This is a genomic window from Escherichia sp. WS3063 (genome assembly GCF_046486595.1).
Taxonomy (GTDB): domain Bacteria; phylum Pseudomonadota; class Gammaproteobacteria; order Enterobacterales; family Enterobacteriaceae; genus Escherichia; species Escherichia coli.
Genome location: NZ_JBJQKY010000002.1, coordinates 94260 through 118402, shown reverse-complemented (window position 1 = coordinate 118402; position 24143 = coordinate 94260). Strand labels below are relative to the sequence as shown.

Sequence of the window (24143 nt, the reverse complement as noted above, 5' to 3'; positions counted from 1 at the left end):
TTTAGTTTATTTATCTTATTATTTATGAATAAAAGTATCATAAAATCATCTGGGTTTTGCGTAGTTTTCCACTGTTTTTCGTCCTTGTAAATGGTTAACTTGTCACCATTGCAGAAATGGAGTGACGAACATGCAGGTTGACTGGTTAATCAAAAATGTGACCGTTATCGACGGTAGCGGCGGCCCTGAATTTCGCGGTGACGTGGCAATAACAGGTGATCGGATTGTCGATATTGCCCCTGCGCTTAACGTTACGGCGCAGCAGGTCATTGACGGGGAAGGGCGGGTGCTGGCACCAGGGTTTATCGACGTTCATACCCATGACGATATCAACGTTATTCGCATCCCGGAATATCTGCCAAAGATCAGCCAGGGGATCACTACGGTGATTGTCGGTAACTGCGGGATTAGTGCGGCGTCGGCGAAAATGAAAGGTGAAGTTCCTGACCCGATGAATCTGTTGGGGGAAGCAGAGCACTTTATTTATCCTACCGTTGAAAGCTATGCCCAGGCAGTGGAAGCAGCCAGGCCGTCACTGAACGTTGGCACGCTGATTGGTCATACGGCGCTGCGTAATAACCATATGGACGACCTGTTTCGCCCGGCGACGGTGGATGAAATTGCCGCTATGCGTGCCGACTTACGTCTGGCGTTGAGTCAGGGGGCGCTGGGGTTAAGTTCCGGGCTGGCCTATGCAACGGCATTTCAGGCGACTACCGAAGAAGTCATGGCGCTGGCGGAAGAATTAGCCGGTGAGAAGGGCGTTTATACCACCCATCTGCGTTCTGAATTTGAACCGATTCTCGATGCCCTGGATGAGGCGTTTCGTATTGGGCGTCATGGCAAAGTGCCTGTCGTGGTTTCCCACCATAAATGCGCCGGGGCGAAAAACTGGGGGCGGACAAAAGAAACGTTGGCCTTTTTTGACCAAATGCGTCAACACCAGGAAATTGGCTGCGATGTCTACCCTTACTCAGCCAGCTCTTCAACGCTGGATCTCAAACAAGTCACCGACGAATTCGATATTGTGATCACCTGGTCACAAACACATCCGCAGCAGGCCGGGAAAACACTGGCGCAAATCGCCATCGACTGGCAGATGAGTATGCTGGAGGCCGCGAAGTTGCTGATGCCTGCCGGGGCTATCTATTACAACATGGACGAGCGCGACGTCCGCCGAGTGTTGAGTTATCCGGTCAGTATGATTGGCTCTGACGGACTGCCCAATGATCCCATGCCGCATCCGCGTTTATGGGGCGCTTTCCCTCGCGTGCTGGGTCACTATTGCCGTGATGAAGGCTTATTCCCACTGACCACGGCTATCCACAAAATGACCGGGCTTTCTGCCAGCCGTTTTCGTCTGCCTCAGCGTGGGCTGGTGAAAGTCGGCTATTTTGCGGACCTGGTGTTGTTCGATCCACAAACCATTCGTGATGTTGCCAGCTTTTCTGATCCCAAACGCCCGGCAGATGGCATTGAGGCGGTGATGGTGAACGGCGTTATGAGCTATGGTCCCGATAAACATATTACAGGCCGTGCGGGACGCTTCCTGCGCCGCCAGACCTCACATTAAGGAGTGAATATGAGTATTAAACGTTACGGTACGGAAGGTGGAACAGGCACTGGCGGGCAGCATTTGCCGTTTGCCAGGGCGGTTGAGGCGGGCGGCTGGCTGTACGTCTCCGGGCAAACCCCCATGAAAAACGGTGAAGTGGTAGAAGGCGGTATCGTTGAACAGTCACGACTGGCGATCCAAAACTGTGTCGACATCATGACTGAAGCCGGTTATAGCCTGGCGGATGTGGTTCACGTGAAAGTGATCCTGACCGACGCCCGCTATTTCCAGTCATTTAATAAAGTATTCAGAGAATTTTTTGGCGAGAATCCGCCTGCACGTATTTGTTGTGTAGCTGATCTGGTTGTCGATTGTAAAGTTGAAGTCGATGTGACCTGTTATAACGCGACCCGCTAATAAATTTAAGAATTAAAAAAATAGACCGCAATTGAGTGCTGAATACATTCAGCACTCCGGGAACTCTTACTTTATTCTCTCTCTACTGGCAGGATGTGAATTATGAACAGTCATATCTTTTTAGTCGGCTTTATTATTTATGCCATCGCCATGATTTGGCTTGGTTGGTTTGTGTCTCGTAATCAGAAAAGCGGAGAAGATTTTCTGCTGGGCGGGCGTTCGTTGCCGCTGTTTCTGACGCTGGGCTCAACCGTTGCCACGATGGTTGGCACGGGTTCCAGTATGGGCGCCGTGGGCTTTGGCTACAGCAATGGCTGGGCCGGAATGCTTTATGGCGTCGGTGGGGCCGTAGGTATATTACTGGTGGCGTGGCTGTTTGCACCGGTACGTAAATTACGTTTTATGACCATGAGTGAAGAAATATCTTATTATACTGGCGGGAGTCATTTAATTAAAAATATTGTCGGCCTGATGATATTTATTGCCTCTATTGGCTGGCTGGGGGCGCATATATTAGGTGGCAGTATGTATCTTGCCTGGGCAACAGGTATTGATCTTACTGTAGCAAAATTAATTATCGCCTTAGCTTTTGCGATTTACGTTATTATCGGCGGTTATTCGGCGGTAGTGTGGACAGACACCATTCAGGCCTTAATTCTGTTCTTTGGCTTTATATTGATGGCTATTCTCGCCGTTGTTCACGTTGGCGGCTGGAGTGCGATTGAACAGGCGATGGACCCAAAAGCGATGAGCCTGTTTGCGATTGATAAAATGGGCGTTCTACCTGCGCTTTCGCTGGCGCTGGTTATTGGTGTCGGCGTACTGGCCACACCGTCTTATCGCCAGCGTATTTACTCGGGTAAAGATGTTCCCTCTGTACGCCGTTCGTTTGTTATTACTGGGGTGTTATATCTGTTCTTCTCGATTTTGCCTGCCATTATCGGCATGGCGGCGTTCACCATGAACCCAAATCTGGAAAACAGCAACTACGCCTTCTTGTTCGCGACCAGTTTCTTACCTGCCATTCTTGGGCTGGTGGTGCTGATTGCCGGGCTTTCAGCCACCATGTCTTCTGCCAGCTCCGATGCCATCGCGGCGGTGGCGATTATGATGCGCGACGTCTACACCATGATTACCGGCAGAATGCCGCCGGAGGACAAGGCCATTACTTACTCACGCTGGATGTTGACCTTTGTTATTGGCCTGGCGCTGGTCTTTGCTCTGACCTCTAATGACATCATCAGCTACATTACCAAAATGATTTCGATGCTGATGTCCGGGCTGTTTATCTGCTCGATTCTCGGTCGCTTCTGGCTACGCTTTAACTGGCAGGGCGCGCTGGCGGCGTTAGTGAGCGGTATGGTGATGTCAATTGTGGTGCTGATGAATGCCGACTGGCTGGCTTACTGGGGTAACCCGTGTATTCCGTCAGTGCTGGGCAGCCTGGTCGCTGGCGTACTGGTGACGTTGGTAACGCCAGCAAGTCAGGTCAGCCGGGAAGAAGCTTTGGCTATTATCACCAATGAGCGTGAAAACCAGAGTGTCGTGATCACCAAACCTGAAGAAGCATAACCGACAATGCTAATCGCCAAGTGGCTGGCGGTTAGCGCCCCCACGGTGGCTGTCTAACACGAGTTTTATCCGCCGCAGGCGATCTTTCGCCTGCGCTTTATTTGCCATTGCCAGTTCTGTTGCCAGTACATCGACCATGGCTAACATCGCGTAGCGGGAAGGGGTGGGCTTAAAGATGTAATCACTTTCCTGAACCAGTAACGGCAATACCAGATCCACCTGTTCCGCCAGCGGTGTTTGTGCTGGCGTAATGGCAATAACACGCGCGCCATACTGACGGGCGATTGCCGCACTTTCGATGATTTCCGGTGTATAACCGCCCAGCGAAAGCACAATCACCACATCCTGCGGCATGACTGCCGAGCACATCATTCTCATCATCAGGGCATCATTCTGACTGACCACCGGTAGCCCCAGACGGAATAAACGGTACTGAATCTCCTGTGAACAGATAGTGGAACCGCCGCCAGTTCCTAACGCAAGAATTTGCCGCGCCTGACTTAACCAGCTTACAGCCTGGCTGATGGCATTCATATCCAGCGAACGACGATGCGTCTCCAGCACGCTAATAATCGCTTCGTAGATCCCCTGAACACCGTCAAGATCCGGTACATCGAGAATAAACCGCTGCCCGACAGCCAGTGACTGCGCCAGTTTGACTTTCAACTCGCGGACATCTTTGCACCCCAGTGCACGGGCAAAACGCGTCACCGACGCCTGACTGGTTTGCGTTAACCGTGCCAGCTCAGCAATTGGCAACTCTACTGCGGCAGAGACGTCATCAAGAATAAATTGTGCGATACGCTTTTCAGTGGCTGTTAACGCCATAAACCGTTCGGTAATGCAGGAGATGATATCGATGCTATAAGCCATAGGAGTATCACTGGTTCGAAGAAGATTGATACTTTGTACCATAAACTGCCGCTATAGAGTGTGACCCTCACAAAAAACGCAAGTTTGCTGCAACAAAAGCAGTGCCGACGCTTTTCCACAGCATAAAGTTTTCCACCACCAGGCCGACAACCAGTGTATCTGTCTAGTGGAAAGAGAAACCATGTTAAAACGTATCAAGATCGTGACCAGCTTACTGCTGGTTTTGGCCGTTTTTGGCCTTTTACAACTGACATCAGGCGGTCTGTTCTTTAATGCCTTAAAGAATGACAAAGAAAATTTCACTGTTTTACAAACCATTCGCCAGCAGCAATCCACGCTGAATGGCAGCTGGGTCGCGTTGTTGCAGACGCGTAACACCCTCAACCGCGCGGGTATCCGCTACATGATGGATCAGAATAATATTGGTAGCGGTTCAACCGTTGCTGAGCTGATGCAGAGTGCCAGTATTTCGCTGAAACAGGCGGAAAAAAACTGGGCGGATTACGAAGCGTTGCCGCGTGACCCGCGTCAGAGCACCGCCGCAGCGGCAGAGATCAAACGAAATTACGATATTTATCACAATGCGCTGGCGGAGCTGATCCAACTGTTAGGTGCAGGCAAAATCAACGAGTTCTTTGATCAGCCGACCCAGGGATATCAGGACGGTTTCGAGAAGCAGTATGTGGCTTACATGGAGCAAAACGATCGGCTCTATGATATCGCCGTCAGCGATAATAATGCCTCCTACAGCCAGGCGATGTGGATTCTGGTGGGCGTGATGATCGTCGTACTGGCGGTCATCTTCGCCGTCTGGTTCGGTATTAAAGCCTCGTTGGTAGCGCCAATGAATCGCCTGATTGACAGCATTCGTCATATTGCAGGCGGCGATCTGGTGAAACCGATTGAGGTGGATGGCTCTAATGAGATGGGGCAACTGGCTGAGAGTTTGCGCCATATGCAGGGAGAGCTGATGCGTACCGTCGGTGATGTGCGCAACGGGGCCAATGCCATCTATAGCGGTGCCAGCGAAATCGCTACCGGCAATAACGATCTCTCTTCGCGCACCGAGCAACAGGCCGCTTCGCTGGAAGAGACGGCAGCCAGCATGGAGCAACTGACCGCAACGGTGAAGCAGAACGCCGAAAATGCGCGCCAGGCCAGCCACCTGGCGTTAAGTGCTTCTGAAACGGCGCAACGCGGCGGCAAAGTGGTAGATAACGTGGTGCAGACTATGCGCGATATCTCCACCAGTTCGCAGAAAATCGCCGATATTATCAGCGTAATTGACGGCATTGCCTTCCAGACCAATATTCTCGCTTTGAACGCGGCGGTTGAAGCAGCGCGCGCGGGTGAGCAAGGGCGCGGTTTTGCGGTGGTCGCGGGTGAAGTGCGTAATCTGGCCCAGCGCAGCGCTCAGGCGGCTCGTGAAATTAAAAGCCTGATTGAAGACTCGGTGGGGAAAGTAGATGTTGGCTCTACGCTGGTCGAAAGCGCCGGGGAAACCATGGCAGAGATTGTCAGTGCCGTGACCCGCGTGACGGACATTATGGGCGAAATTGCTTCTGCTTCTGATGAGCAGAGCCGTGGTATCGATCAGGTTGGATTAGCGGTTGCTGAGATGGACCGGGTAACTCAACAGAACGCCGCGCTGGTGGAAGAATCTGCCGCCGCCGCTGCCGCGCTGGAAGAGCAGGCCAGTCGCCTGACCGAAGCTGTGGCAGTGTTCCGGATTCAGCAACAGCAGCAACATCAGCGTGAAACATCGGCTGTGGTAAAAACCGTGACGCCAGCTACGCCGCGTAAAATGGCCGTGGCAGATAGCGGGGAGAACTGGGAAACGTTTTAATCGCCATAAAAATGCCCGATAAGCAAAATGTTATCGGGCATAGGGAGATTAATCTTTCCGTGGGTCGTTGATCGGCTGACGAACCAGGAAGATGTACGCCAGTGCACCCGCCGCAGTGACGCAACCGCAGATGATTAGTGCCAGACGGAATGAGTGGGTGGTATCAACAATAAAACCAGTAATGATCGGCGCAAAAGAGGCGCAGATGAAGCTGGCAAAGTTCTGGATACTGCCCACCGATGCCGTCATGCGAGAAGCAACTGCGACGTGGATCAAGCCCCAGCAGGATGTTCCGGCAAAGTGAATACAGAACAGTGCCATGCCAATCAGCAGAACCGCCGTCATGGATGTTGTCGCTTGCGGTACGACCAGCGTAAAGGCGGCAGAACAGAACATCCCGGCAATAATGCAGATCTTACGGCTTTTAATCGGAGCCATTCCCCCTTTGACCAGCCAGTCAGTAACGTAACCGTTGACCAGCATCCCGGCAGCCCCAAACAGGAAAGGGATAGCCGCCATCAACCCTGTGCTTTTTAAATCCAGGTTATAGGCTGTTTGCAGGTAACCAGGAAGCCAGGCCAGATACAGCCACGCAGTGTAGTTGATGCCACTGAATCCGAGCATCATTCCCCACATTGTGCGGTTACGGAACAGGCTGCGCCATTCGGCAAAACTGAGCGGATCTCGGCGGGCATTGACGCTACCTGCATTGAGATAAGCTTGTTCAACGGCAGTCAGTTCTACGTGCTCGCGGTTGCGATAGAGCATATACCAGCCGATGGCGAGAAAAATCCCCAGTACACCAATAGTAATAAACATCCCGCGCCAGCCCATCACCAGCATCATCGCCGCCAGAATCGGTGGGCTTACGGCAACGCCAATGGTAGAAGCTGCGTTGAAGAAGCCCATCGGGCGTCCGCGCTCTTTGATGTTGAACCAGTCGTTAATGACTTTTACACCGCATGGGTTCATCGGCGCTTCACCAATCCCCATACCGATACGCACCAACACGAACTGCGTAAAGCTGTGCACCATGCCAGACATGGCCTGGAACAGTGACCAGAAGAACATCCCCAGTCCCAGCATCAGGCGCGGGCCTTTACGATCCAATAGTGGGCCGCAAGGAAGTTGCGCAATCCCGTAAGCGAGTGAAAACACGGAGAGCAAAGCGCCGATTTCGGTGGCACTTAATCCCAATTCTTCACGAATCGTTAAATTTGCTACCGACAGCGAACTGCGGTCGAGATAATTGATTACCGCCGCAAAAAATAATAACAACATGGCGGTGGTTTGAATGCGTTTAATTCGGGTACTGCGTTGAACTAATCCATCTGGTGGCACGGGAATATCTGCCGACGAAGATGGAGTAAATGAAGAACGCGGATCGAGGGTGATATTTTCTTTTTCCACGCCGGACTCCTGTATTTATAATTTTAATTGTTTACGTAATTGTGCATTACGCAAGGTTGACATTAACGGCAGGTTAAAGTTTTAGGACTTTACTACCGCTCACAAAAACATTTTTAGTCGACTGATTGTGAGCATAGGTAAGCGGGAATTTCCCGGTATTTATCTTTTGATAAAACCGTGCACCCGCTAATAGTTTGCTGTTTTTAATCCGTACTTAATGAGCATAACGCGTGTTCTCATTAATGGATCGAATCATTGATTGTTTAGCTGAATTCAAATGGTTACGGAGCGCAAGGGTGGCATCCAGGTCACTGCGGCAAATCAGAGCGCTGAGAATGGTCATATGCTCATCGACGGCAATGATATTGCGCTGTTTAAGATCGCTTTCGTCCCATTGATAGTGAAAATGAAAGATGACTGAGATGATCTCAAGCGATTGATCAAAAAAGATATTGTCGGCAGCTGAAAGCAGTAAGGAGTGAAAATCTCTGTCAAGTTGCGAGAACATGCGGAAGCTATTGCCGATGTTGTCACGCAGTAGCCGATGACGTTCGAGCATGGTTTTCGCCTGCAGCCAGCGGGGATCGTGATCAGGCAGGTTGAGAAAGTGCTGAAGTGAATGTGTTTCGAGCATTTCGCGTAGCTCAAACAGCTGCTCAGCGTAGGATTGATCGAATTGCTTCATGCTCCACTGGCCGCGCTTTTCGCTTTGAATAAGATTATAACGGCCGAATTTTAAAAGATATTCTCTTACTACAACCGGGCTGACACCCGCGGCCCGAGCCAGTTGCAGTTCAGAAAAAGTTTCCCCAGGGCGTAACTGACGCTGGTTTATCATCGTGAAAAAAGCCTGCTCAAACACTTTGTTTTGTTCACTCATTGAAGCGGTAGTACAGGCGAAACCGTCATCATGGTCAGGTTTACGCGCAATAACATAGTCGTTTCCAACCTGCGTTAAGACGCCGCATTCGCGTAAGTGGCTGAGAATATGACGCACTGTAGTGCGGCTGATGTTGTACATTTCCGCCAGCGCACTTTGCGATGGAAGTGGGGAAGGGATATGACCCCGCGCCATATCATCAATGACCTGGTTAATCACATTGTGGCGTAAATTTTGTGAACGACTCATATTTTCCTCCTTGTGAGTCCATTAAAACCCGATTTAAAACATTTTTATGCGTGTGTTTTCACAAAACAGATTTTCCGTTCCGCTGCCATTTTTCATTTTCATTGATATCTAAGGCAACAAAAAATGGAGAGCCGAATCATGTCTACGATGAATGTTTTAATTTGCCAGCAGCCGAAAGAATTAGTCTGGAAACAACGCGAGATACCTATTCCGGGTGACAATGAAGCATTAATAAAAATTAAGTCTGTCGGGATTTGCGGTACCGATATTCATGCCTGGGGTGGAAATCAACCATTTTTTAGTTATCCACGTGTTTTAGGCCATGAAATATGTGGGGAGATTGTTGGGCTGGGTAAAAATATTGCTGATCTTAAAAATGGTCAGCAAGTTGCTGTGATCCCTTATGTTGCCTGTCAGCAATGCCCTGCATGTAAAAGCGGTCGTACCAATTGCTGTGAAAAAATTTCAGTTATTGGCGTGCATCAGGATGGCGGTTTTAGTGAGTATTTGAGCGTGCCGGTGGCGAACATTTTGCCCGCAGACGGTATTGACCCGCAGGCGGCAGCATTGATTGAACCTTTCGCTATTAGCGCACATGCGGTGCGTCGCGCAGCCATTGCTCCCGGCGAGCAGGTGCTGGTGGTCGGGGCGGGGCCAATCGGTCTGGGCGCGGCGGCAATCGCTAAAGCCGATGGCGCACAGGTGGTAGTGGCGGATACCAGTCCGGCGCGCCGTGAACATGTGGCAACGCGTCTGGAATTACCTGTACTGGACCCGTCAGCCGAAGATTTTGACGCGCAGCTGCGGGCGCAGTTTGGTGGTTCGCTGGCGCAGAAAGTGATCGACGCGACAGGTAATCAACATGCGATGAATAACACCGTAAATCTGATTCGTCACGGCGGCACGGTGGTATTTGTCGGTCTGTTTAAAGGTGAGTTGCAGTTCTCCGATCCGGAATTCCATAAAAAAGAAACGACGATGATGGGCAGCCGCAACGCCACGCCGGAAGATTTCGCTAAAGTCGGTCGATTGATGGCGGAAGGGAAAATCACTGCCGACATGATGTTAACCCATCGCTACCCGTTCGCCACGCTGGCAGAAACCTACGAACGTGATGTGATTAACAATCGTGAGTTGATTAAGGGTGTAATTACTTTCTGATAAGGCGAGATTATTCAAGTTGCCATGCAGCGTCCGGGGAAGTGTTGGGCGCTGTTTTTTTTGTTTCTTAATAGTGTGTTGTAAGCCGGAGAAGGCGTGTAGGCCGCACCTTATGCGACCTACAAATCAGTCAGGAATTACCCTTCACGTTCTACCACTTTAATCTCCACCATGCCGATCCCGAGCTTACGCGGCGAGTGTCCGAGGATATTCCCTTCGTTGGTTGAGACAGGTTCCGGCGGCACAATTACCAGTGTGTCGGCATCGGTTGGGTTATCGAAATGCAGTGTGGTGGTGGTCACTTCATTGCCCAGCACAAGGGTTTGTTCTTCATTGCCTACGCGTACCGGAATAGGACGGCTGGCGTTATTGCCGTATGCTTTGGCGGTAATCACCAGGTCAAATTTCTTCGGCAGCGGATGCTTGTACTCGATTTTTACTTCATCGCCCAGTTGCGCGTTGGACCAGCGGCCCCACGACTCCGGACGGGAAATCCCGCTAAACTGTTTCACCTCTTCTGGCGCACCGGCGACGTTAAAGATGAAACTGTCGGCTTTGTAGCGAATATCGTTATCAACAATCTTCAGCGTATCGACATTGCCTTTGTAACGCGCCATGTCGATGACCGTATCTTTAAATGCCGTTTTGCCCTTCCATGTTGTTTTGTCAACATGCTGGACAATTTGCTGACCGCCAAGCTGCCCTTGCGAGACACACCAGTCGGTGGAGAGTGCCAGTTCCGGAGCCCAAAGTTGTGCCATCTTGTAGCAACGGTCAACCCAGACGAAATTGTCGCGTGGAGCGAAATCGGCCAGCTGGAAACGCAGCGGTGCTGAGTATTCACTTTCCGGCAGCGGTTCCACGCGTTTGTCTGAAACCCGCAACAGCAGCGGCAAACGGAAATGGCTACCCGAGAAGGCAATCATGTTTTTCTGCTGGTCGATGGTGAACTCTTTCATCTCTTTAGGGAATTTCCACAGGCGGATGATATCCGGCTTCCACGCCAATGTTTTCTCTTTGATATTGAGGAAGATTTCCGACATCGACTGTCCGGATAAACTGCTACGACCAAGTCCGAGATAGTTATCGCCACCGAGAATGTCCAGCACCGTCGCGCCGTTATCCATCGTGTTACGCTTCACCGTCAGCGTCTCTTGCTGCGGCTTGTCGCCACGGATGACAAAAAACAGGTTATTGCGATCCTGTTTATTGAGGTATTTCCACGCCGTGTTGTTCATCGCTAAATGGTCAGAAGAGACGACGATGACGGTATCTTTAAACCACGGTGACGCTTTGATTTTGTTGATAAACGTCGCGATGTTCTCCTGGCTGCAACTTACCGCGCTGAATGACTGATTCGGCTTACCGTCAAAATCATATTTTTTGCGGTTACAGGTGCGCGAGATAAAACCATCCGGGTGATGGGTATCGACCGTCAGGGTAAACAGTGAGAATCGCTGACCTGAGCGGGAAAGCTCTTCAAACTTTTTCCACGCTTCGTCGAGAACGGTATCGTCGTAGAATCCCCAGTCGTTGCGATAGTGCGGGTCGGCCACCACGCTTTTCAGCTCTTCTGAGCCGTATAAGTGGTCGAAGCCGTGCGATTTCAGGAACACATCTTTACCGGCAAAACGCAGATTCGCGCCCTGCACGAAATAGTTCTGATAACCCGAGTTTTTCAGGATATCGCCCAGACAGATGTTCTGCGGGAAGAAGCTGGAGACAGAGGCGGAGGCGTTGCCTTCAAAGGGGGCAAACAGCGGTATGCCGCACTGAGAGGCCACCATGCCCGCAATCGTGTAATCCGTTCCTGGCAGCTGCTGCGTGTGGCTGAAATCCAGGCCTTCATTTTTCAACGCGCCCAGTTCAGGCGTGAGATCCGGGAAAGCTTCGTTATCAAAATAGGTTCGCTCGAGACTTTCGCCGTAGATATAAACCAGGTTGAGTTTCGGGTCAGGGATAGTTTTCGACGGCTCTTTATAATAAGCCGCAAAGTCCGGGTCGCCGTCGCGTGACTGGGATTTCACCAGTTCCGTTATCTGACGAAATGCCGGGCTGGCATCCACTGAACCCAGCGCCAGTAAGAGTGCCAGCAGGCTGTAACCAAAATGGTGCGGATGATGACGACGACGGCGCAGGATCCAGCCCAGCGCACCGAACACCGCCGTCAGCCCCAGCACAATGCCGATACCCGGCAGGATGTATTTGCTGACACCAGCACCGGTCAGGCTGTTGGTTAAGGTATAGAGAACCGCGTCGTTAATACCATCGCCAGTAAAATAGTCGCTGGCAAACAGGGTGATATTTAAAACGACAAATAGCCCCAGCACCGTTAACGTGGCTGCAAACCACCAGGTGTTACGTCCCGCTTTCCATGCGTAAATCAGCACAGAGGCGAGAAAAAGGGCGAAAGAGAGTAGTTCTGACAACGGGCGATCCTCACTAAACCGGGCCGTTTAGCCAACGTTTAAGCTTTTTGAAAAGCACAATGTAATGGCGTCGCCATATTGCTGCAATTCTAGTGTCAAAAAAATGCGATGTTGTTAGGAATTAGTTTATAAACAGACTTTTTTGATTACGGTCGCTTCCCGTGTAACAGGGGTAAAACCGTCCAGGAGCAGGGAAAAGGGCAGGAGAGAGCCGCGTCAGCCGGGTAACAGCTAAAACGCGGCGTTTCGCGGTTCAGGAAATGAAGTTCAGCCCCTGCTTTAACACCAGATCGCAGGCTTTGGTTTTCACCTTTTCTGCCAGCGGAGTCGTTCCAATATTATCCAGATTGAGTTGCTGACCATCTTTGGTTTTCAGCAAACCCTGAATGCCATCCAGATAGTTGGTGTCTTCTTTTTGCTCTTCACTGTTCAGGCCCAGTTTTTCCAGTACCTGATTCTTGATGTTTTCGGCATCGGTTACCGAAGCCAACTTCTGCTTCGCGCAGTATTGCAGTATGCCTGCGGCATTGTTCATGTTATCTGCGCTTAAGGCCTGGTTCCCGCTGCTAAGCAAGCTAGTTAATGAAGCGAGCGACCAACCGCCTTCCTGTGTCGTGCTGTTTTGGTTGCCAAGTTCGCTGGCGGCGCTGGAGAGCGCATCTTTCCAGGACGCAGCATGCACCCCGGTGGAAATTAATGCGCTGGCGGCAATGGCACAGCACAGAAGATGTTTAACAGTTTTCATCATCATTACTCAAGGTGGAATTGTGTCGCAGTATACCGCCAGAAACGGGGATTAATACTCTTTACCCGTTACCCGGCTACGGTAGCTATCCCAGTTGAAGATCACCCACAAACTGTTACCCAGGCGCATACGGTCCATCACGCGTTCGCCCAGCAACTTGGTCATCTCTTCCATATTACTGTTGGTCAGCATCCCGGTTGGGCGTTTGGAAGAAGAGCGGCGATCGACGATCTGGTTGATGATCACTTTTTCGTATTTCGATTCGGTCTGCACGCCGATCTCATCGATCACCAGCAGATCAACGTTGCTCAGATCGTTAAGCAGTTGTTCTTCGCTGGTACCGCTATTCCTGAAGGTATCTTTCATCGCCGACATAATATCGGCCACGGTGATGATCAATACGGATTTACCGCGTAGCAGCAGCTCGTTGCAGATTGCCGCCGCCAGATGGTTTTTGCCGGTTCCGGGCTTGCCAGAAAAGATGAAGCTGGCGATGTTGCCGTCAAACTCTTCGACATACTGGCGCGCTTTGCTTAACGCATTCATCTGCCCTTCACACTCAACGCGATAGTTCTCAAAGGAGCAGTTCTGATGCAGTGGACGAATACCGGAGCGGTTAAAGGTGCGCTGCATTTTCATCGCCCGATTTTCACGTTCGAGAGCGGCGGAGCGGATCGCTCCTTGTTCTTTCTGCCAGGCCAGTAGTTCTTCACCCGTTTTGAACGCAGGTTTGATATGGGCAGGCATCATTTTTTGCAGGCGTTGCATCAGGTCGCCAACGTTTTTCATCGTTACCCTCTGAATCCTGGTGGAATTTGGCTGTCAGGTTCACTGACCGTATTCACATCTCGTTTCGGCAGTCCGCCGTTGCTGGCACGACCGATTTGCAGGCTGCGCGCCAGTTTTTGTTGCCACTGCACATGGTGAAAGACTTTACCTTCCGCCTGCCAGTAGGCAATGAATGAGGCCAGTTCTTCGGTGGTCACCGGCTCTCTTAGTGCCACGCCCCATAGCGCCGCCAGGCGGATAAAGTCGGCATCGGGTTGCCAGTCCGGATACATGGCAAATTTCCCCATGGGTACAGCAACGGGAGCGGCTTGCGGTTCCTGATAGAGTTGATCGTCCAGAGCGACATCGCTTCCCGGACGCGCCAGCTTTTCTTCCAGCGCCAGCAGTTCAGCCAGGCGTGCAGGCGTAACGGCATAAAACGCCGGGGCATTGTTAGCAAATACGGCAACCACACCGCCTTCAGTTTTTGCCAGAACGGTTTGGTGATCGTGTACCAGGGCGTCAATACCAACGACGTCCGGGGTCAAAACTCTGGAAGACATACTGTTTCTCAAATATGGAACGATGAACGAGAAGGGAGATAACTTTTATAGTAACACACGGAGGAAAGGAGGCTGTCTCTCATCCGTGTGCTTAAGCGAGGCAATTTTATACGCGAGGGCGCTTGCGGTACAACCATAATCCAGGAATGGAAAGACCGATGGATAACGCACCAACAATCGATGACGCTGTAAGAAAGTTGGTTAACAGGGTAATCATCAACGGTTCGCTGTAACCTAGCTGGCTGATTTTTACCGCCGAAATCATTGCGGTATAAGCTGATATGCCAGGGAACATAGGGATAACAGCCGCCACGGTAAACACTTTCGGATGTGCCAGATACCAGCGCGACCATTGAATACCAATGGTGCCGACCAGCATAGAAGCCATAAAAGTTGACCACTCAATATTCAACCCGCTGGTCATTAAGATCATTCGGGAACCATGACCTATCGAGCCAAGCAGCGCACACCAGCGTAACGCCCGCACGGGAACGTTGAACACCATTGCAAAGCCGACCGCTGGAATGGCGGCGAGGATCATATCCTGCGCCAACGCTAACAGAAATTCGATCACACCCATCCGCGTAGCCCCCAAATCGTCAGTGCCATTACTACGCCGACACAGGTAGCCAGTGTCAGCAGACTGGCGATCGCCCAGCGTGCCAGTCCGGTATTGATGTGGCCTTTAAACATATCGGCGACGGCATTTATCAACGGAAAGCCCGGCACCAGCAGCAGAACGCTGGCGGCCATCGCAATGGTGGGGGTATTGCTGAAAGTGGGAAGTTGCAAAAGCAATCCGGAAATGGTGGTGGCGGCGAAAGCGGTGAGGCAAAAGTTGATCTGTGGATGAAGATGACGTTGTGCCAGTAGCTGGCGGATATACATCGCGGCCGTACTGGCAAAGAAGGTGATGACGGCACCATCCCAGCCACCTTTATTGAGTTTACAGAAACAGGCGCAGGAAAGGCCAACCATTAAGGCTACCAGCCATCTTGGGTAACGTAATGGCTGAATTTGGCTAAATCGTTTCTCTACGCCTTTGTAATCCAGCAGATGGTGCTCCGCCAGAATCACAATGTGCTGGACTTCAGTCACCACATGCATATTAATGCCGCGATCGTGATTTTTACGTGTAGATGTCAGGCATTGCCCATCTTTAATAGTTGTCAGCACTATGGCGTTCGAAGAGATAGAACTTTCGACGCTGTCCATTCCCAACGCCCGACCCAGTCGTGAGGAAAGCTCATCAACCAACGCGCTTTCCGCACCATGTTGCAAAAGAAATAATCCACACTGGATACAAAGCCGTGTCACGGCTCGCTGTTGCTCAGTTTGCATAACTCGCCCTTTGTCATAGACGCGCTGCGTATTGTTCAAATTATGAGAATCCATTTGTATCATGAAGCGCGGTTGTTTTGCGGCAGGTTAAGATCAAAATTGCGCTGATTAATCCTGGTTATCGGGAGAAGCTCGGTGTTAAAAAGCGAATTATCTCTCGCCGCAAACAAATTATCGCATGAATATTATCACTATAATGAATTTATTGTTTAGCCCTTACGAATCAGGATAAAAGATAACTGGGCGCGTTTTTTAATTTTAACAAGTTAAAACTATCAGATTTTATTGAATAAATATTGATTGTGTGATTTTGCATTCTGCGGGAAGGGATATCAGTTAATTATAAATTAAGTGAATGAGAATTCTGTTTTTCATTAAGTATTTCTAACAACTTAATGTAGATATTTTAAATGTCTCCAGGCTATTTCACTAGGTTATCATTTGATGCTAACCTTCTGACACATGCAGTGGAGTTGTTGTGCAGCAGGAGTATGCTGATATGAAAGTGAATGCTAAGGATAATTTATTCGCTTAATCTATTAATTTGCTGGAAACATTTAAGGAATGAATATCCTGAATAGACCATCATGATTTTTAGACAGTGGATGTGGAGGAAATATGTTGCCAGGATGCTGCAAAAATGGAATTGTTATCAGTAAAATACCTGTCATGCAAGCAGGGTTAAAAGAGGTCATGAGGACTCACTTCCCTGAATATGAAATAATATCCAGCGCCTCTGCGGAGGACCTTACTTTATTACAATTACGTCGTTCCGGATTAGTCATTGCTGATTTAGCCGGTGAAAGTGAAGATCCACGTTTTGTTTGTGAACATTATTATTCTTTAATTTCACAATATCGGGAAATTCACTGGGTTTTCATGGTGTCACGCTCCTGGTATTCCCAGGCGGTAGAACTTCTCATGTGCCCTACGGCGACATTATTGTCTGATGTTGAACCCATTGAGAATCTGGTTAAGACCGTGCGTTCTGGCAATACGCACGCAGAGCGTATCAGCGCCATGCTGACCTCCCCGGCAATGACTGAAACTCATGATTTTAGCTATCGCTCCGTCATTCTCACTCTTTCAGAGCGCAAAGTGCTGCGGCTATTAGGTAAAGGATGGGGCATCAACCAGATAGCTTCATTGCTTAAGAAAAGTAATAAAACTATCAGCGCCCAAAAAAACAGTGCGATGCGTCGACTGGCAATTCACAGCAACGCTGAAATGTATGCATGGATAAATAGCGCGCAGGGTGCAAGAGAACTTAACTTGCCTTCTGTTTATGGAGATGCCGCAGAATGGAACACAGCCGAATTAAGAAGAGAAATGTCGCACTCATAGAAAAATGCGTCATGAGCAGTATCGGTATTGAGAGTTTATTCAGAAAGTTTGCGGGTAACCCTTATAAGCTCCATACCTATACCAGTCAGGAGTCATTTCAGGATGCCATGTCGCGGATCTCGTTTGCGGCGGTCATTTTTTCTTTTTCTGCCATGAGAAGTGCGCGCAGAGAGGGATTATCCTGCCTGACTGAACTGGCGATTAAGTTTCCGCGTACCCGGCGTTTAGTTATTGCGGATGATGATATTGAAGCTCGGCTGATTGGTTCATTGTCGCCATCACCGCTGGACGGTGTATTAAGTAAAGCGTCAACGCTGGAGATTTTTCATCAGGAACTCTTTTTGTCATTAAATGGTGTACGTCAGGCGACCGATCGACTGAACAATCAGTGGTACATTAACCAAAGCCGGACGTTAAGCCCGACGGAGAGAGAAATATTGCGCTTTATGTCGCGTGGCTACTCAATGACACAAATTGCCGAGCAGCTTAAACGCAATATCAAAACGATCCGTGCACATAAATTTAATGTGATGTCGAAACTGGGCGTCAGTTCTGATGCAGGGCTGTTGGAGGCCGCAGACATTCTGTTATGTATGCGTCATTGCGAAGCAAGTAACGTGTTGCACCCCTATTAATACGCTTAATGCCGGGTTTACTTCCCCGGCAAATTTTTCTATTTCAGCGTACAGTCACCACATTGCTGCACATCCGGCAAGCGATAACGCTGGCAGCAAGTGCGGCGCACCAGCAGGCCGTCGCGCAGCACCACGGTACGCCAGAGTGGATTATCTTCACCGGTAGTGAGCGTTTTCTCAAAAAAGAGGGCATGGCGCAGCGATTCAACCGTCGCCTCGCCGAGCAGCTGTTTCATCTCAGTCAGATACCAGTTGATCAAATAACCGGTATTGCTCCAGATAAGTTTACCGTTAATCTCTCCCGTTGCTTCTAGTGCCTGCACAACCGGAACCAGCGCCTGACTGATTAACGTTTCCATTCGCTGCTGCGGCGAATGTGGTGTTGCGTTTTTATCTTCACACACATCGACCCAGAAACAGGCGGCGCGTCCGGTTTCGTGAAACTCAACGTGGAAATGTTCCGGCGACACATCTAATGCTTTTTCCTGCGTCAGCAGCGCCAACATTAATGGTGGCACCATCAGGCCGATATACCATTGTGCCCATAGTGAGATCAGCGGTTTGTTCTCGCGGATCATCAAAGGTTGGTTGCGATAGATATGATCGGAATAGACCGCGAGTAGAGAACTTAGCGCATTCGGTGATGACCATTGCGCCAGCGTCATGGCGTTAAGCGGAGCGGGTTCATCCAGGCGGATAAACTCCAGCAAATGTTCACGATGTTCGGCGATCGTCGCCCGTACGGCTTGTGCAAGCCCAGCATCCTGCGGCTGGAGATGCGTTCGCCAGATAACATCTTCATAGAGCGGTGCGGAACGATAGGCCATAATCGGGATAGTAACCTAAATGATAATGATTGCTAATCCTATCGATAGGTTTACCCGATAGCAAGGGATTTCTCTGGCTTGCAAATGATAAAAATTATCATATGATATTGGTTATCATTATCAATGAAAGAGATGAAACCATGTTGCAACGTACGCTGGGCAGTGGCTGGGGAGTGTTGCTGCCGGGATTGCTGATTGCAGGGCTGATGTATGCGGATTTATCGCCGGATCAGTGGCGGATTGTCATTCTGATGGGATTAGTATTGACGCCGGTGATGCTGTATCACAAACAGTTGCGGCATTACGTTTTGCTACCATCGTGCCTGGCGCTTATTGCTGGCATCATGCTGATGATAATGAATTTGAAGCAGGGATGATAAAACAGGGAAGCAACAAGAAAGGAAGTAAAGATAATTGGTGCGAGGGGGGGGACTTGAACCCCCACGTCCGTAAGGACACTAACACCTGAAGCTAGCGCGTCTACCAATTCCGCCACCTTCGCACAGTCATCTTACTTTTTTTGATATCGCCTCGTTTGGTGCGAGGGGGGGGACTTGAACCCCCACGTCCGTAAGAACACTAACACCTGAAGCTAGCGCGTCTACCAATTCCGCCACCTTCGCCCAGTGCGAGCAATATCAACGTGGTTTTTGGTGCGAGGGGGGGGACTTGAACCCCCACGTCCGTAAGGACACTAACACCTGAAGCTAGCGCGTCTACCAATTCCGCCACCTTCGCATACCATCAATTCTTAAAAAGAATTGCTACCACGGAGGCGCATTCTAGTGGTTTTCAGCTTTTCGTCAATAGTTAATTATCGCCGGAGGTGTAATTGCTGGAAAAATGTCCATCAGGAAACTAACGTGCAGGTTTTGTAGGTCGGATAAGGCGTTCACGCCGCATCCGACACGGTATTTGGGTGCAGATGCCAGATGCGACGCGGGCGCGTCTTATCTGGCCTACGAAGGGCTAACTTGCAGGTTTTGTAGGTTGTATAAGGCGAGCACGCCGCATCTGGCAAGGCTTGCGGCGGGATACTCAACCTTTCTTCGCCTGGCGGGTCATAATGGCGCGATATACCTTGAAGCGCCCGGTTTGCGCGATCACTTCGTGGAAGCCAAATGTCTCATCCAGCACGTCCGGGTAAGGCAGGAAGGCGTTCGCTACAATTCGCAGCTCGCCGCCGCTATTAAGATGACGCACCGCGCCGCGAATCAGCGTTTGCGCCGCATCGAGGCTGGTTTGCATCCCATCGTGGAACGGCGGGTTGGAGATGATCATATCAAAACGACCTTTCACCTCGGAAAAGACGTTACTGGCAAAGACTTCACCTTCAACACCGTTGGCCGCAAGTGTTGCGCGGCTGGCTTCTACCGCTGGCGCAGAGACATCGCACAGAGTGAGACGAATTTTCGGTGAATGGCGCGCAAAGGCAACCGAAAGTACGCCCGCGCCACAGCCGACATCCAGCACTTTACCTTTCGTGTGCGGGGTTAACGTCGAGAGCAGCAACTGGCTACCGACATCCAGACCGTCGCGGCTAAACACGCCAGGCAGCGTTTTGACCGTCAGGCCATCGACGTTATATTCGCCCCAGAATTTATCGGCATCAAATACTGGCTGTTTTTCCAGACGACCAAAATAGAGGCCACAGCGACGAGCGCTGTCCACTTTATTCAACGGCGCATAATCTGCCAGCATCTGCTCGGCGCTGCGCACGCCGCTGCGGTTCTCGCCAACGACAAAAATATCCGTGCCCACCGGCAGCAGAGAAAGTAAATTCATCAACTGGAACTGGGCTTCCGGTTTGTTCTTCGGCCAGTAGTAAATCAGCGTATCGCAATCTGCGACATCATCCGCCGTGGCGACCAGACTAAAACGGGCGTTATCCCCCATCTGGCGGCTTAACACCTGCCAATGGTGGAATTGCTGGGTATGAGCACGGCTGGCCGCGGTATCTAAACGCGCGGGCAGGTCATCCTGTAAGTCTCCGGCAAACAGAATACGGCTTTGTTCGAAATCATCACTGTGACGCAGCAAGACTTCACTTGCCGGGGTAAATGCAGACATGGAATGCTCCTCAATTGATACTGGCGGCGATTATAGCCATATGTTGGCGCGGTATCGACGAATTTGCTATATTTGCGCCCCTGACAACAGGAGCGATTCGCTATGACATCCCGACGAGACTGGCAGTTACAGCAACTGGGCATTACCCAGTGGTCGCTGCGTCGCCCTGGCGCGTTGCAGGGGGAGATTGCCATTGCGATCCCGGCACACGTCCGTCTGGTGATGGTGGCAAATGATCTTCCCGCCCTGACCGATCCTTTAGTGAGCGATGTTCTGCGCGCATTAACCGTCAGCCCCGATCAAGTGCTGCAACTGACGCCAGAAAAAATCGCGATGCTGCCGCAAGGCAGTCGCTGCAACAGCTGGCGGTTGGGTACTGACGAACCGCTATCACTGGAAGGCGCTCAGGTGGCATCACCGGCGCTCACCGAATTACGGGCAAACCCAACGGCACGCGCCGCGTTATGGCAACAAATTTGCACATATGAACACGATTTCTTCCCTCGAAACGACTGATTTACCAGCGGCTTACCACATTGAACAACGCGCCCACGCCTTTCCGTGGAGTGAAAAAACCTTTGCCAGTAATCAGGGCGAGCGTTATCTCAACTTTCAGTTAACGCAAAACGGCAAAATGGCGGCGTTTGCGATTACGCAAGTGGTGCTGGATGAAGCTACATTGTTCAATATTGCGGTCGATCCCGACTATCAGCGTCAGGGGCTGGGAAGGGCGCTGCTGGAACATCTGATCGACGAACTGGAAAAACGCGGCGTGGCGACACTATGGCTGGAAGTCCGTGCCTCAAACGCTGCCGCCATTGCCCTGTACGAAAGTTTAGGCTTTAACGAGGCGACGATTCGCCGCAATTACTACCCCACCAAGGACGGTCGCGAAGACGCCATCATCATGGCGTTGCCAATCAGTATGTAAGACAAGGTGGAATAATGAAGTGGGACTGGATTTTCTTTGATGCCGATGAAACGCTGTTTACCTTTGACTCGTTCACCGGACTGCAGCGGATGTTTCTTGATTACAGCGTCACTTTTACCGCTGAAGATTTTCAGGACTATCAGGCCGTTAACAAGCCCCTGTGGGTAGATTATCAAAACGGCGCGATCACTTCATTACAGCTTCAGCACGGGCGTTTTGAGAGCTGGGCCGAACGGCTGAACGTCGAGCCAGGTAAACTCAACGAGGCCTTCATTAATGCCATGGCGGAAATTTGCACACCGCTGCCGGGCGCGGTTTCCCTGCTTAATGCCATTCGCGGCAACGCCAAAATCGGCATCATCACCAACGGCTTTAGCGCCTTGCAGCAAGTGCGTCTGGAACGCACGGGCCTGCGTGATTATTTCGATTTGCTGGTGATTTCCGAAGAAGTTGGCGTTGCCAAACCGAATAAGAAAATTTTCGATTATGCGCTGGAACAGGCGGGCAATCCTGACCGTTCACGCGTGCTGATGGTTGGCGACACTGCCGAGTCCGATATTCTCGGTGGCATCAACGCCGGGCTTGCGACCTGCTGGCTGAATGCGCACAATCGCGAGCAACCAGAAGGCATCGCGCCCACCTGGACCGTTTCTTCGTTGCACGAACTGGAGCAGCTCCTGTGTAAACACTGATTGCCTCCCCCCCGTTGATGGGTAAAATAGCCGCAATTTTTCGTTTTCAACAAGCGCGGCGCGATGCCGCTTACTCAAGAAGAAAGAATTATGACGTTGTCTCCTTATTTGCAAGAGGTGGCGAAGCGCCGCACTTTTGCCATTATTTCTCACCCGGACGCCGGTAAGACTACCATCACCGAGAAGGTGCTGCTGTTCGGACAGGCCATTCAGACCGCCGGTACAGTAAAAGGCCGTGGTTCCAACCAGCACGCTAAGTCGGACTGGATGGAGATGGAAAAGCAGCGTGGGATCTCCATTACTACTTCTGTGATGCAGTTTCCGTATCACGATTGCCTGGTTAACCTGCTCGACACCCCGGGGCACGAAGACTTCTCGGAAGATACCTATCGTACCCTGACTGCGGTGGACTGCTGCCTGATGGTTATCGACGCTGCAAAAGGTGTTGAAGATCGTACCCGTAAGCTGATGGAAGTTACCCGTCTGCGCGATACGCCGATCCTCACCTTTATGAACAAACTTGACCGTGATATCCGCGACCCGATGGAACTGCTCGATGAAGTTGAGAACGAGCTGAAAATCGGCTGCGCACCGATCACCTGGCCGATTGGCTGCGGCAAGCTGTTTAAAGGCGTTTACCACCTTTATAAAGATGAAACCTATCTCTATCAGAGCGGTAAAGGCCACACCATTCAGGAAGTCCGCATTGTTAAAGGGCTGAATAACCCGGATCTCGACGCTGCGGTTGGTGAAGATCTGGCACAGCAGCTGCGTGACGAACTGGAACTGGTGAAAGGCGCGTCTAACGAGTTCGACAAAGAATTGTTCCTTGCGGGCGAAATTACTCCAGTGTTCTTTGGTACTGCGCTGGGTAACTTCGGCGTTGATCATATGCTGGATGGCCTGGTGGAGTGGGCCCCAGCGCCGATGCCGCGTCAGACTGATACCCGTACCGTAGAGGCGAGCGAAGACAAATTTACCGGCTTCGTATTTAAAATTCAGGCCAACATGGACCCGAAACACCGCGACCGCGTGGCGTTTATGCGTGTGGTGTCCGGTAAATATGAAAAAGGCATGAAGCTGCGCCAGGTGCGTACTGCGAAAGATGTGGTGATCTCCGACGCGCTGACCTTTATGGCGGGTGACCGTTCGCACGTTGAAGAAGCGTATCCTGGCGATATCCTTGGTCTGCACAACCACGGCACCATTCAGATCGGCGACACCTTTACCCAGGGTGAGATGATGAAGTTCACCGGTATTCCGAACTTCGCGCCAGAACTGTTCCGTCGTATCCGCCTGAAAGATCCGCTGAAGCAAAAACAGCTGCTCAAAGGGCTGGTACAGCTTTCCGAAGAGGGCGCGGTGCAGGTGTTCCGTCCGATCTCCAACAACGATTTGATCGTTGGCGCGGTTGGTGTGCTGCAGTTTGATGTGGTGGTAGCGCGCCTGAAGAGCGAATACAACGTTGAAGCAGTGTATGAGTCAGTCAACGTTGCCACCGCCCGCTGGGTAGAATGTGCGGACGCGAAGAAATTCGAAGAGTTCAAGCGTAAGAACGAAAGCCAACTGGCGCTTGATGGCGGCGATAACCTCGCTTACATCGCTACCAGCATGGTCAATCTGCGCCTGGCGCAGGAACGTTATCCGGACGTTCAGTTCCACCAGACCCGCGAGCATTAATTCTAGCCTCCAGGGCGCGGTAGCCGCTGCGCCCTGTCAATTTCCCTTCCTTATTAGCCGCTTACGGAATGTTCTTAAAACATTCACTTTTGCTTATGTTTTAGGGGATATCCCGAGCGGTTTCAAAATTGTGATCTATATTTAACAAAGTAATG

23 protein-coding genes and 3 tRNA genes are annotated in these 24143 nt (G+C 50.8%); 12 read left to right on the top strand and 14 right to left on the bottom strand.

What is annotated here, in order from left to right; translation table 11 throughout:
• The first annotated feature begins 130 nt into the window (after positions 1 to 130).
• The 3 genes from ACJHYW_RS02510 (at position 131) to ACJHYW_RS02500 (ending at position 3544) form a co-directional block, all read left to right on the top strand.
• Positions 131 to 1573: an N-acyl-D-amino-acid deacylase family protein gene (locus ACJHYW_RS02510; RefSeq protein ID WP_001195672.1), complete on the top strand. Its 1443-nt coding sequence runs from the start codon at positions 131 to 133 to the stop codon at positions 1571 to 1573.
• 9 nt (positions 1574 to 1582) lie between these two features.
• Entirely contained in the window at positions 1583 to 1972 is a 390-nt protein-coding gene (locus ACJHYW_RS02505; protein WP_000023754.1) for a RidA family protein, read from the top strand.
• A gap of 102 nt (positions 1973 to 2074) precedes the next feature.
• Entirely contained in the window at positions 2075 to 3544 is a 1470-nt protein-coding gene (locus ACJHYW_RS02500; RefSeq protein ID WP_001084236.1) for a sodium:solute symporter family protein, read from the top strand.
• A 9-nt stretch (positions 3545 to 3553) separates the two neighbouring features.
• Here the strand turns inward: ACJHYW_RS02500 and ACJHYW_RS02495 are convergent, their stop codons facing one another.
• Entirely contained in the window at positions 3554 to 4417 is an 864-nt protein-coding gene (locus tag ACJHYW_RS02495; RefSeq protein ID WP_000331734.1) for a MurR/RpiR family transcriptional regulator, read from the bottom strand.
• A gap of 181 nt (positions 4418 to 4598) precedes the next feature.
• Here ACJHYW_RS02495 and tsr point away from each other — a divergent pair, with 181 nt between their 5' ends.
• Positions 4599 to 6263: a methyl-accepting chemotaxis protein gene (gene tsr / locus ACJHYW_RS02490; RefSeq protein WP_054494984.1), complete on the top strand. Its 1665-nt coding sequence runs from the start codon at positions 4599 to 4601 to the stop codon at positions 6261 to 6263.
• Between the two features lie 48 nt (positions 6264 to 6311).
• Here tsr and ACJHYW_RS02485 read toward each other — a convergent pair whose 3' ends face one another.
• Both ACJHYW_RS02485 and ACJHYW_RS02480 read right to left on the bottom strand, forming a co-directional pair.
• Positions 6312 to 7673, bottom strand: coding sequence for an MFS transporter (locus ACJHYW_RS02485; protein WP_000410144.1), 1362 nt, complete (start codon positions 7671 to 7673; stop codon positions 6312 to 6314).
• 214 nt (positions 7674 to 7887) lie between these two features.
• Positions 7888 to 8802, bottom strand: coding sequence for a GntR family transcriptional regulator (locus ACJHYW_RS02480; RefSeq protein ID WP_000091572.1), 915 nt, complete (start codon positions 8800 to 8802; stop codon positions 7888 to 7890).
• Positions 8803 to 8940: 138 nt separating this feature from the next.
• Between ACJHYW_RS02480 and lgoD the strand changes: the two genes are divergently transcribed.
• Positions 8941 to 9963 carry an L-galactonate oxidoreductase gene (lgoD, locus tag ACJHYW_RS02475; protein WP_000106033.1) on the top strand — a complete coding sequence of 341 codons (1023 nt, stop codon included), beginning with the start codon at positions 8941 to 8943 and terminating at the stop codon, positions 9961 to 9963.
• A 137-nt stretch (positions 9964 to 10100) separates the two neighbouring features.
• On the opposite strand, the gene opgB is transcribed toward lgoD, so the two are convergent.
• From opgB to ACJHYW_RS02445, 6 genes are all read right to left on the bottom strand, one after another.
• Entirely contained in the window at positions 10101 to 12392 is a 2292-nt protein-coding gene (gene opgB, locus ACJHYW_RS02470) for a phosphatidylglycerol--membrane-oligosaccharide glycerophosphotransferase (RefSeq protein ID WP_001292682.1), read from the bottom strand.
• A 253-nt stretch (positions 12393 to 12645) separates the two neighbouring features.
• Positions 12646 to 13140, bottom strand: coding sequence for a DUF2501 domain-containing protein YjjA (gene yjjA / locus ACJHYW_RS02465; protein ID WP_001361358.1), 495 nt, complete (start codon positions 13138 to 13140; stop codon positions 12646 to 12648).
• A 48-nt stretch (positions 13141 to 13188) separates the two neighbouring features.
• Entirely contained in the window at positions 13189 to 13926 is a 738-nt protein-coding gene (dnaC, locus tag ACJHYW_RS02460) for a DNA replication protein DnaC (RefSeq protein WP_000799911.1), read from the bottom strand.
• A 2-nt stretch (positions 13927 to 13928) separates the two neighbouring features.
• A complete protein-coding gene (gene dnaT / locus ACJHYW_RS02455) occupies positions 13929 to 14468 on the bottom strand; it encodes a primosomal protein DnaT (RefSeq protein ID WP_000098829.1) in 540 nt (179 codons plus the stop codon).
• Between the two features lie 106 nt (positions 14469 to 14574).
• Entirely contained in the window at positions 14575 to 15048 is a 474-nt protein-coding gene (locus ACJHYW_RS02450; RefSeq protein ID WP_000538191.1) for a threonine/serine exporter, read from the bottom strand.
• A complete protein-coding gene (locus ACJHYW_RS02445; RefSeq protein ID WP_001340933.1) occupies positions 15039 to 15809 on the bottom strand; it encodes a threonine/serine exporter ThrE family protein in 771 nt (256 codons plus the stop codon). Before ACJHYW_RS02445 ends, ACJHYW_RS02450 begins: the two co-directional genes overlap by 10 nt.
• Before the next feature lie 618 nt (positions 15810 to 16427).
• On the opposite strand from ACJHYW_RS02445, the gene ACJHYW_RS02440 reads away from it, so the two are divergent.
• Positions 16428 to 17153 carry a helix-turn-helix domain-containing protein gene (locus ACJHYW_RS02440; protein ID WP_000936626.1) on the top strand — a complete coding sequence of 242 codons (726 nt, stop codon included), beginning with the start codon at positions 16428 to 16430 and terminating at the stop codon, positions 17151 to 17153.
• The gene (bglJ, locus tag ACJHYW_RS02435; RefSeq protein ID WP_001361357.1) at positions 17111 to 17788 is read left to right on the top strand and encodes a DNA-binding transcriptional activator BglJ; all 678 of its coding nucleotides are present in this window, start codon (positions 17111 to 17113) and stop codon (positions 17786 to 17788) included. The genes ACJHYW_RS02440 and bglJ overlap by 43 nt, the downstream gene beginning before the upstream one ends.
• A 38-nt stretch (positions 17789 to 17826) precedes the next feature.
• Here bglJ and fhuF read toward each other — a convergent pair whose 3' ends face one another.
• Positions 17827 to 18615 carry a siderophore-iron reductase FhuF gene (fhuF, locus tag ACJHYW_RS02430; RefSeq protein WP_000331591.1) on the bottom strand — a complete coding sequence of 263 codons (789 nt, stop codon included), beginning with the start codon at positions 18613 to 18615 and terminating at the stop codon, positions 17827 to 17829.
• 140 nt (positions 18616 to 18755) lie between these two features.
• Between fhuF and ACJHYW_RS02425 the strand changes: the two genes are divergently transcribed.
• Positions 18756 to 18992 carry a DUF1435 domain-containing protein gene (locus tag ACJHYW_RS02425; protein WP_001361356.1) on the top strand — a complete coding sequence of 79 codons (237 nt, stop codon included), beginning with the start codon at positions 18756 to 18758 and terminating at the stop codon, positions 18990 to 18992.
• 38 nt (positions 18993 to 19030) lie between these two features.
• Here the strand turns inward: ACJHYW_RS02425 and ACJHYW_RS02420 are convergent.
• The 4 genes from ACJHYW_RS02420 to rsmC form a co-directional block, all read right to left on the bottom strand.
• Positions 19031 to 19117, bottom strand: a tRNA-Leu gene (locus ACJHYW_RS02420).
• Positions 19118 to 19151: 34 nt separating this feature from the next.
• Positions 19152 to 19238, bottom strand: a tRNA-Leu gene (locus ACJHYW_RS02415).
• A 28-nt stretch (positions 19239 to 19266) separates the two neighbouring features.
• Positions 19267 to 19353, bottom strand: a tRNA-Leu gene (locus tag ACJHYW_RS02410).
• Positions 19354 to 19653: 300 nt separating this feature from the next.
• Positions 19654 to 20685: a 16S rRNA (guanine(1207)-N(2))-methyltransferase RsmC gene (rsmC, locus tag ACJHYW_RS02405; protein WP_001272311.1), complete on the bottom strand. Its 1032-nt coding sequence runs from the start codon at positions 20683 to 20685 to the stop codon at positions 19654 to 19656.
• 102 nt (positions 20686 to 20787) lie between these two features.
• Between rsmC and holD the strand changes: the two genes are divergently transcribed.
• The 4 genes from holD to prfC all read left to right on the top strand — a co-directional run bounded on the left by holD (position 20788) and on the right by prfC (position 23988).
• Positions 20788 to 21201 (top strand): DNA polymerase III subunit psi, encoded by a 414-nt coding sequence (gene holD / locus ACJHYW_RS02400; RefSeq protein WP_000204018.1) that lies wholly within the window; start codon positions 20788 to 20790, stop codon positions 21199 to 21201.
• Positions 21170 to 21616 (top strand): ribosomal protein S18-alanine N-acetyltransferase, encoded by a 447-nt coding sequence (gene rimI, locus ACJHYW_RS02395; RefSeq protein ID WP_001092460.1) that lies wholly within the window; start codon positions 21170 to 21172, stop codon positions 21614 to 21616. Before holD ends, rimI begins: the two co-directional genes overlap by 32 nt.
• Before the next feature lie 14 nt (positions 21617 to 21630).
• Positions 21631 to 22308, top strand: coding sequence for a pyrimidine 5'-nucleotidase (yjjG, locus tag ACJHYW_RS02390; protein WP_000870712.1), 678 nt, complete (start codon positions 21631 to 21633; stop codon positions 22306 to 22308).
• 90 nt (positions 22309 to 22398) lie between these two features.
• Complete coding sequence (gene prfC / locus ACJHYW_RS02385; RefSeq protein WP_000175940.1) at positions 22399 to 23988, top strand: peptide chain release factor 3; 1590 nt, start codon at positions 22399 to 22401, stop codon at positions 23986 to 23988.
• The last annotated feature ends 155 nt before the right edge of the window (positions 23989 to 24143 follow it).

Bases quoted from the DNA above. Each gene is read 5' to 3' on its own strand.
- ACJHYW_RS02510 (WP_001195672.1), top strand. From the start codon at position 131: ATGCAGGTTGACTGGTTAATCAAAAATGTGACCGTTATCGACGGTAGC.
- ACJHYW_RS02505 (WP_000023754.1), top strand. From the start codon at position 1,583: ATGAGTATTAAACGTTACGGTACGGAAGGTGGAACAGGCACTGGCGGG.
- ACJHYW_RS02500 (WP_001084236.1), top strand. From the start codon at position 2,075: ATGAACAGTCATATCTTTTTAGTCGGCTTTATTATTTATGCCATCGCC.
- ACJHYW_RS02495 (WP_000331734.1), bottom strand. From the start codon at position 4,417: ATGGCTTATAGCATCGATATCATCTCCTGCATTACCGAACGGTTTATG.
- tsr (WP_054494984.1), top strand. From the start codon at position 4,599: ATGTTAAAACGTATCAAGATCGTGACCAGCTTACTGCTGGTTTTGGCC.
- ACJHYW_RS02480 (WP_000091572.1), bottom strand. From the start codon at position 8,802: ATGAGTCGTTCACAAAATTTACGCCACAATGTGATTAACCAGGTCATT.
- lgoD (WP_000106033.1), top strand. From the start codon at position 8,941: ATGTCTACGATGAATGTTTTAATTTGCCAGCAGCCGAAAGAATTAGTC.
- yjjA (WP_001361358.1), bottom strand. From the start codon at position 13,140: ATGATGAAAACTGTTAAACATCTTCTGTGCTGTGCCATTGCCGCCAGC.
- dnaC (WP_000799911.1), bottom strand. From the start codon at position 13,926: ATGAAAAACGTTGGCGACCTGATGCAACGCCTGCAAAAAATGATGCCT.
- dnaT (WP_000098829.1), bottom strand. From the start codon at position 14,468: ATGTCTTCCAGAGTTTTGACCCCGGACGTCGTTGGTATTGACGCCCTG.
- ACJHYW_RS02450 (WP_000538191.1), bottom strand. From the start codon at position 15,048: ATGGGTGTGATCGAATTTCTGTTAGCGTTGGCGCAGGATATGATCCTC.
- ACJHYW_RS02445 (WP_001340933.1), bottom strand. From the start codon at position 15,809: ATGCAAACTGAGCAACAGCGAGCCGTGACACGGCTTTGTATCCAGTGT.
- ACJHYW_RS02440 (WP_000936626.1), top strand. From the start codon at position 16,428: ATGTTGCCAGGATGCTGCAAAAATGGAATTGTTATCAGTAAAATACCT.
- bglJ (WP_001361357.1), top strand. From the start codon at position 17,111: ATGGAACACAGCCGAATTAAGAAGAGAAATGTCGCACTCATAGAAAAA.
- fhuF (WP_000331591.1), bottom strand. From the start codon at position 18,615: ATGGCCTATCGTTCCGCACCGCTCTATGAAGATGTTATCTGGCGAACG.
- ACJHYW_RS02425 (WP_001361356.1), top strand. From the start codon at position 18,756: ATGTTGCAACGTACGCTGGGCAGTGGCTGGGGAGTGTTGCTGCCGGGA.
- rsmC (WP_001272311.1), bottom strand. From the start codon at position 20,685: ATGTCTGCATTTACCCCGGCAAGTGAAGTCTTGCTGCGTCACAGTGAT.
- holD (WP_000204018.1), top strand. From the start codon at position 20,788: ATGACATCCCGACGAGACTGGCAGTTACAGCAACTGGGCATTACCCAG.
- rimI (WP_001092460.1), top strand. From the start codon at position 21,170: ATGAACACGATTTCTTCCCTCGAAACGACTGATTTACCAGCGGCTTAC.
- yjjG (WP_000870712.1), top strand. From the start codon at position 21,631: ATGAAGTGGGACTGGATTTTCTTTGATGCCGATGAAACGCTGTTTACC.
- prfC (WP_000175940.1), top strand. From the start codon at position 22,399: ATGACGTTGTCTCCTTATTTGCAAGAGGTGGCGAAGCGCCGCACTTTT.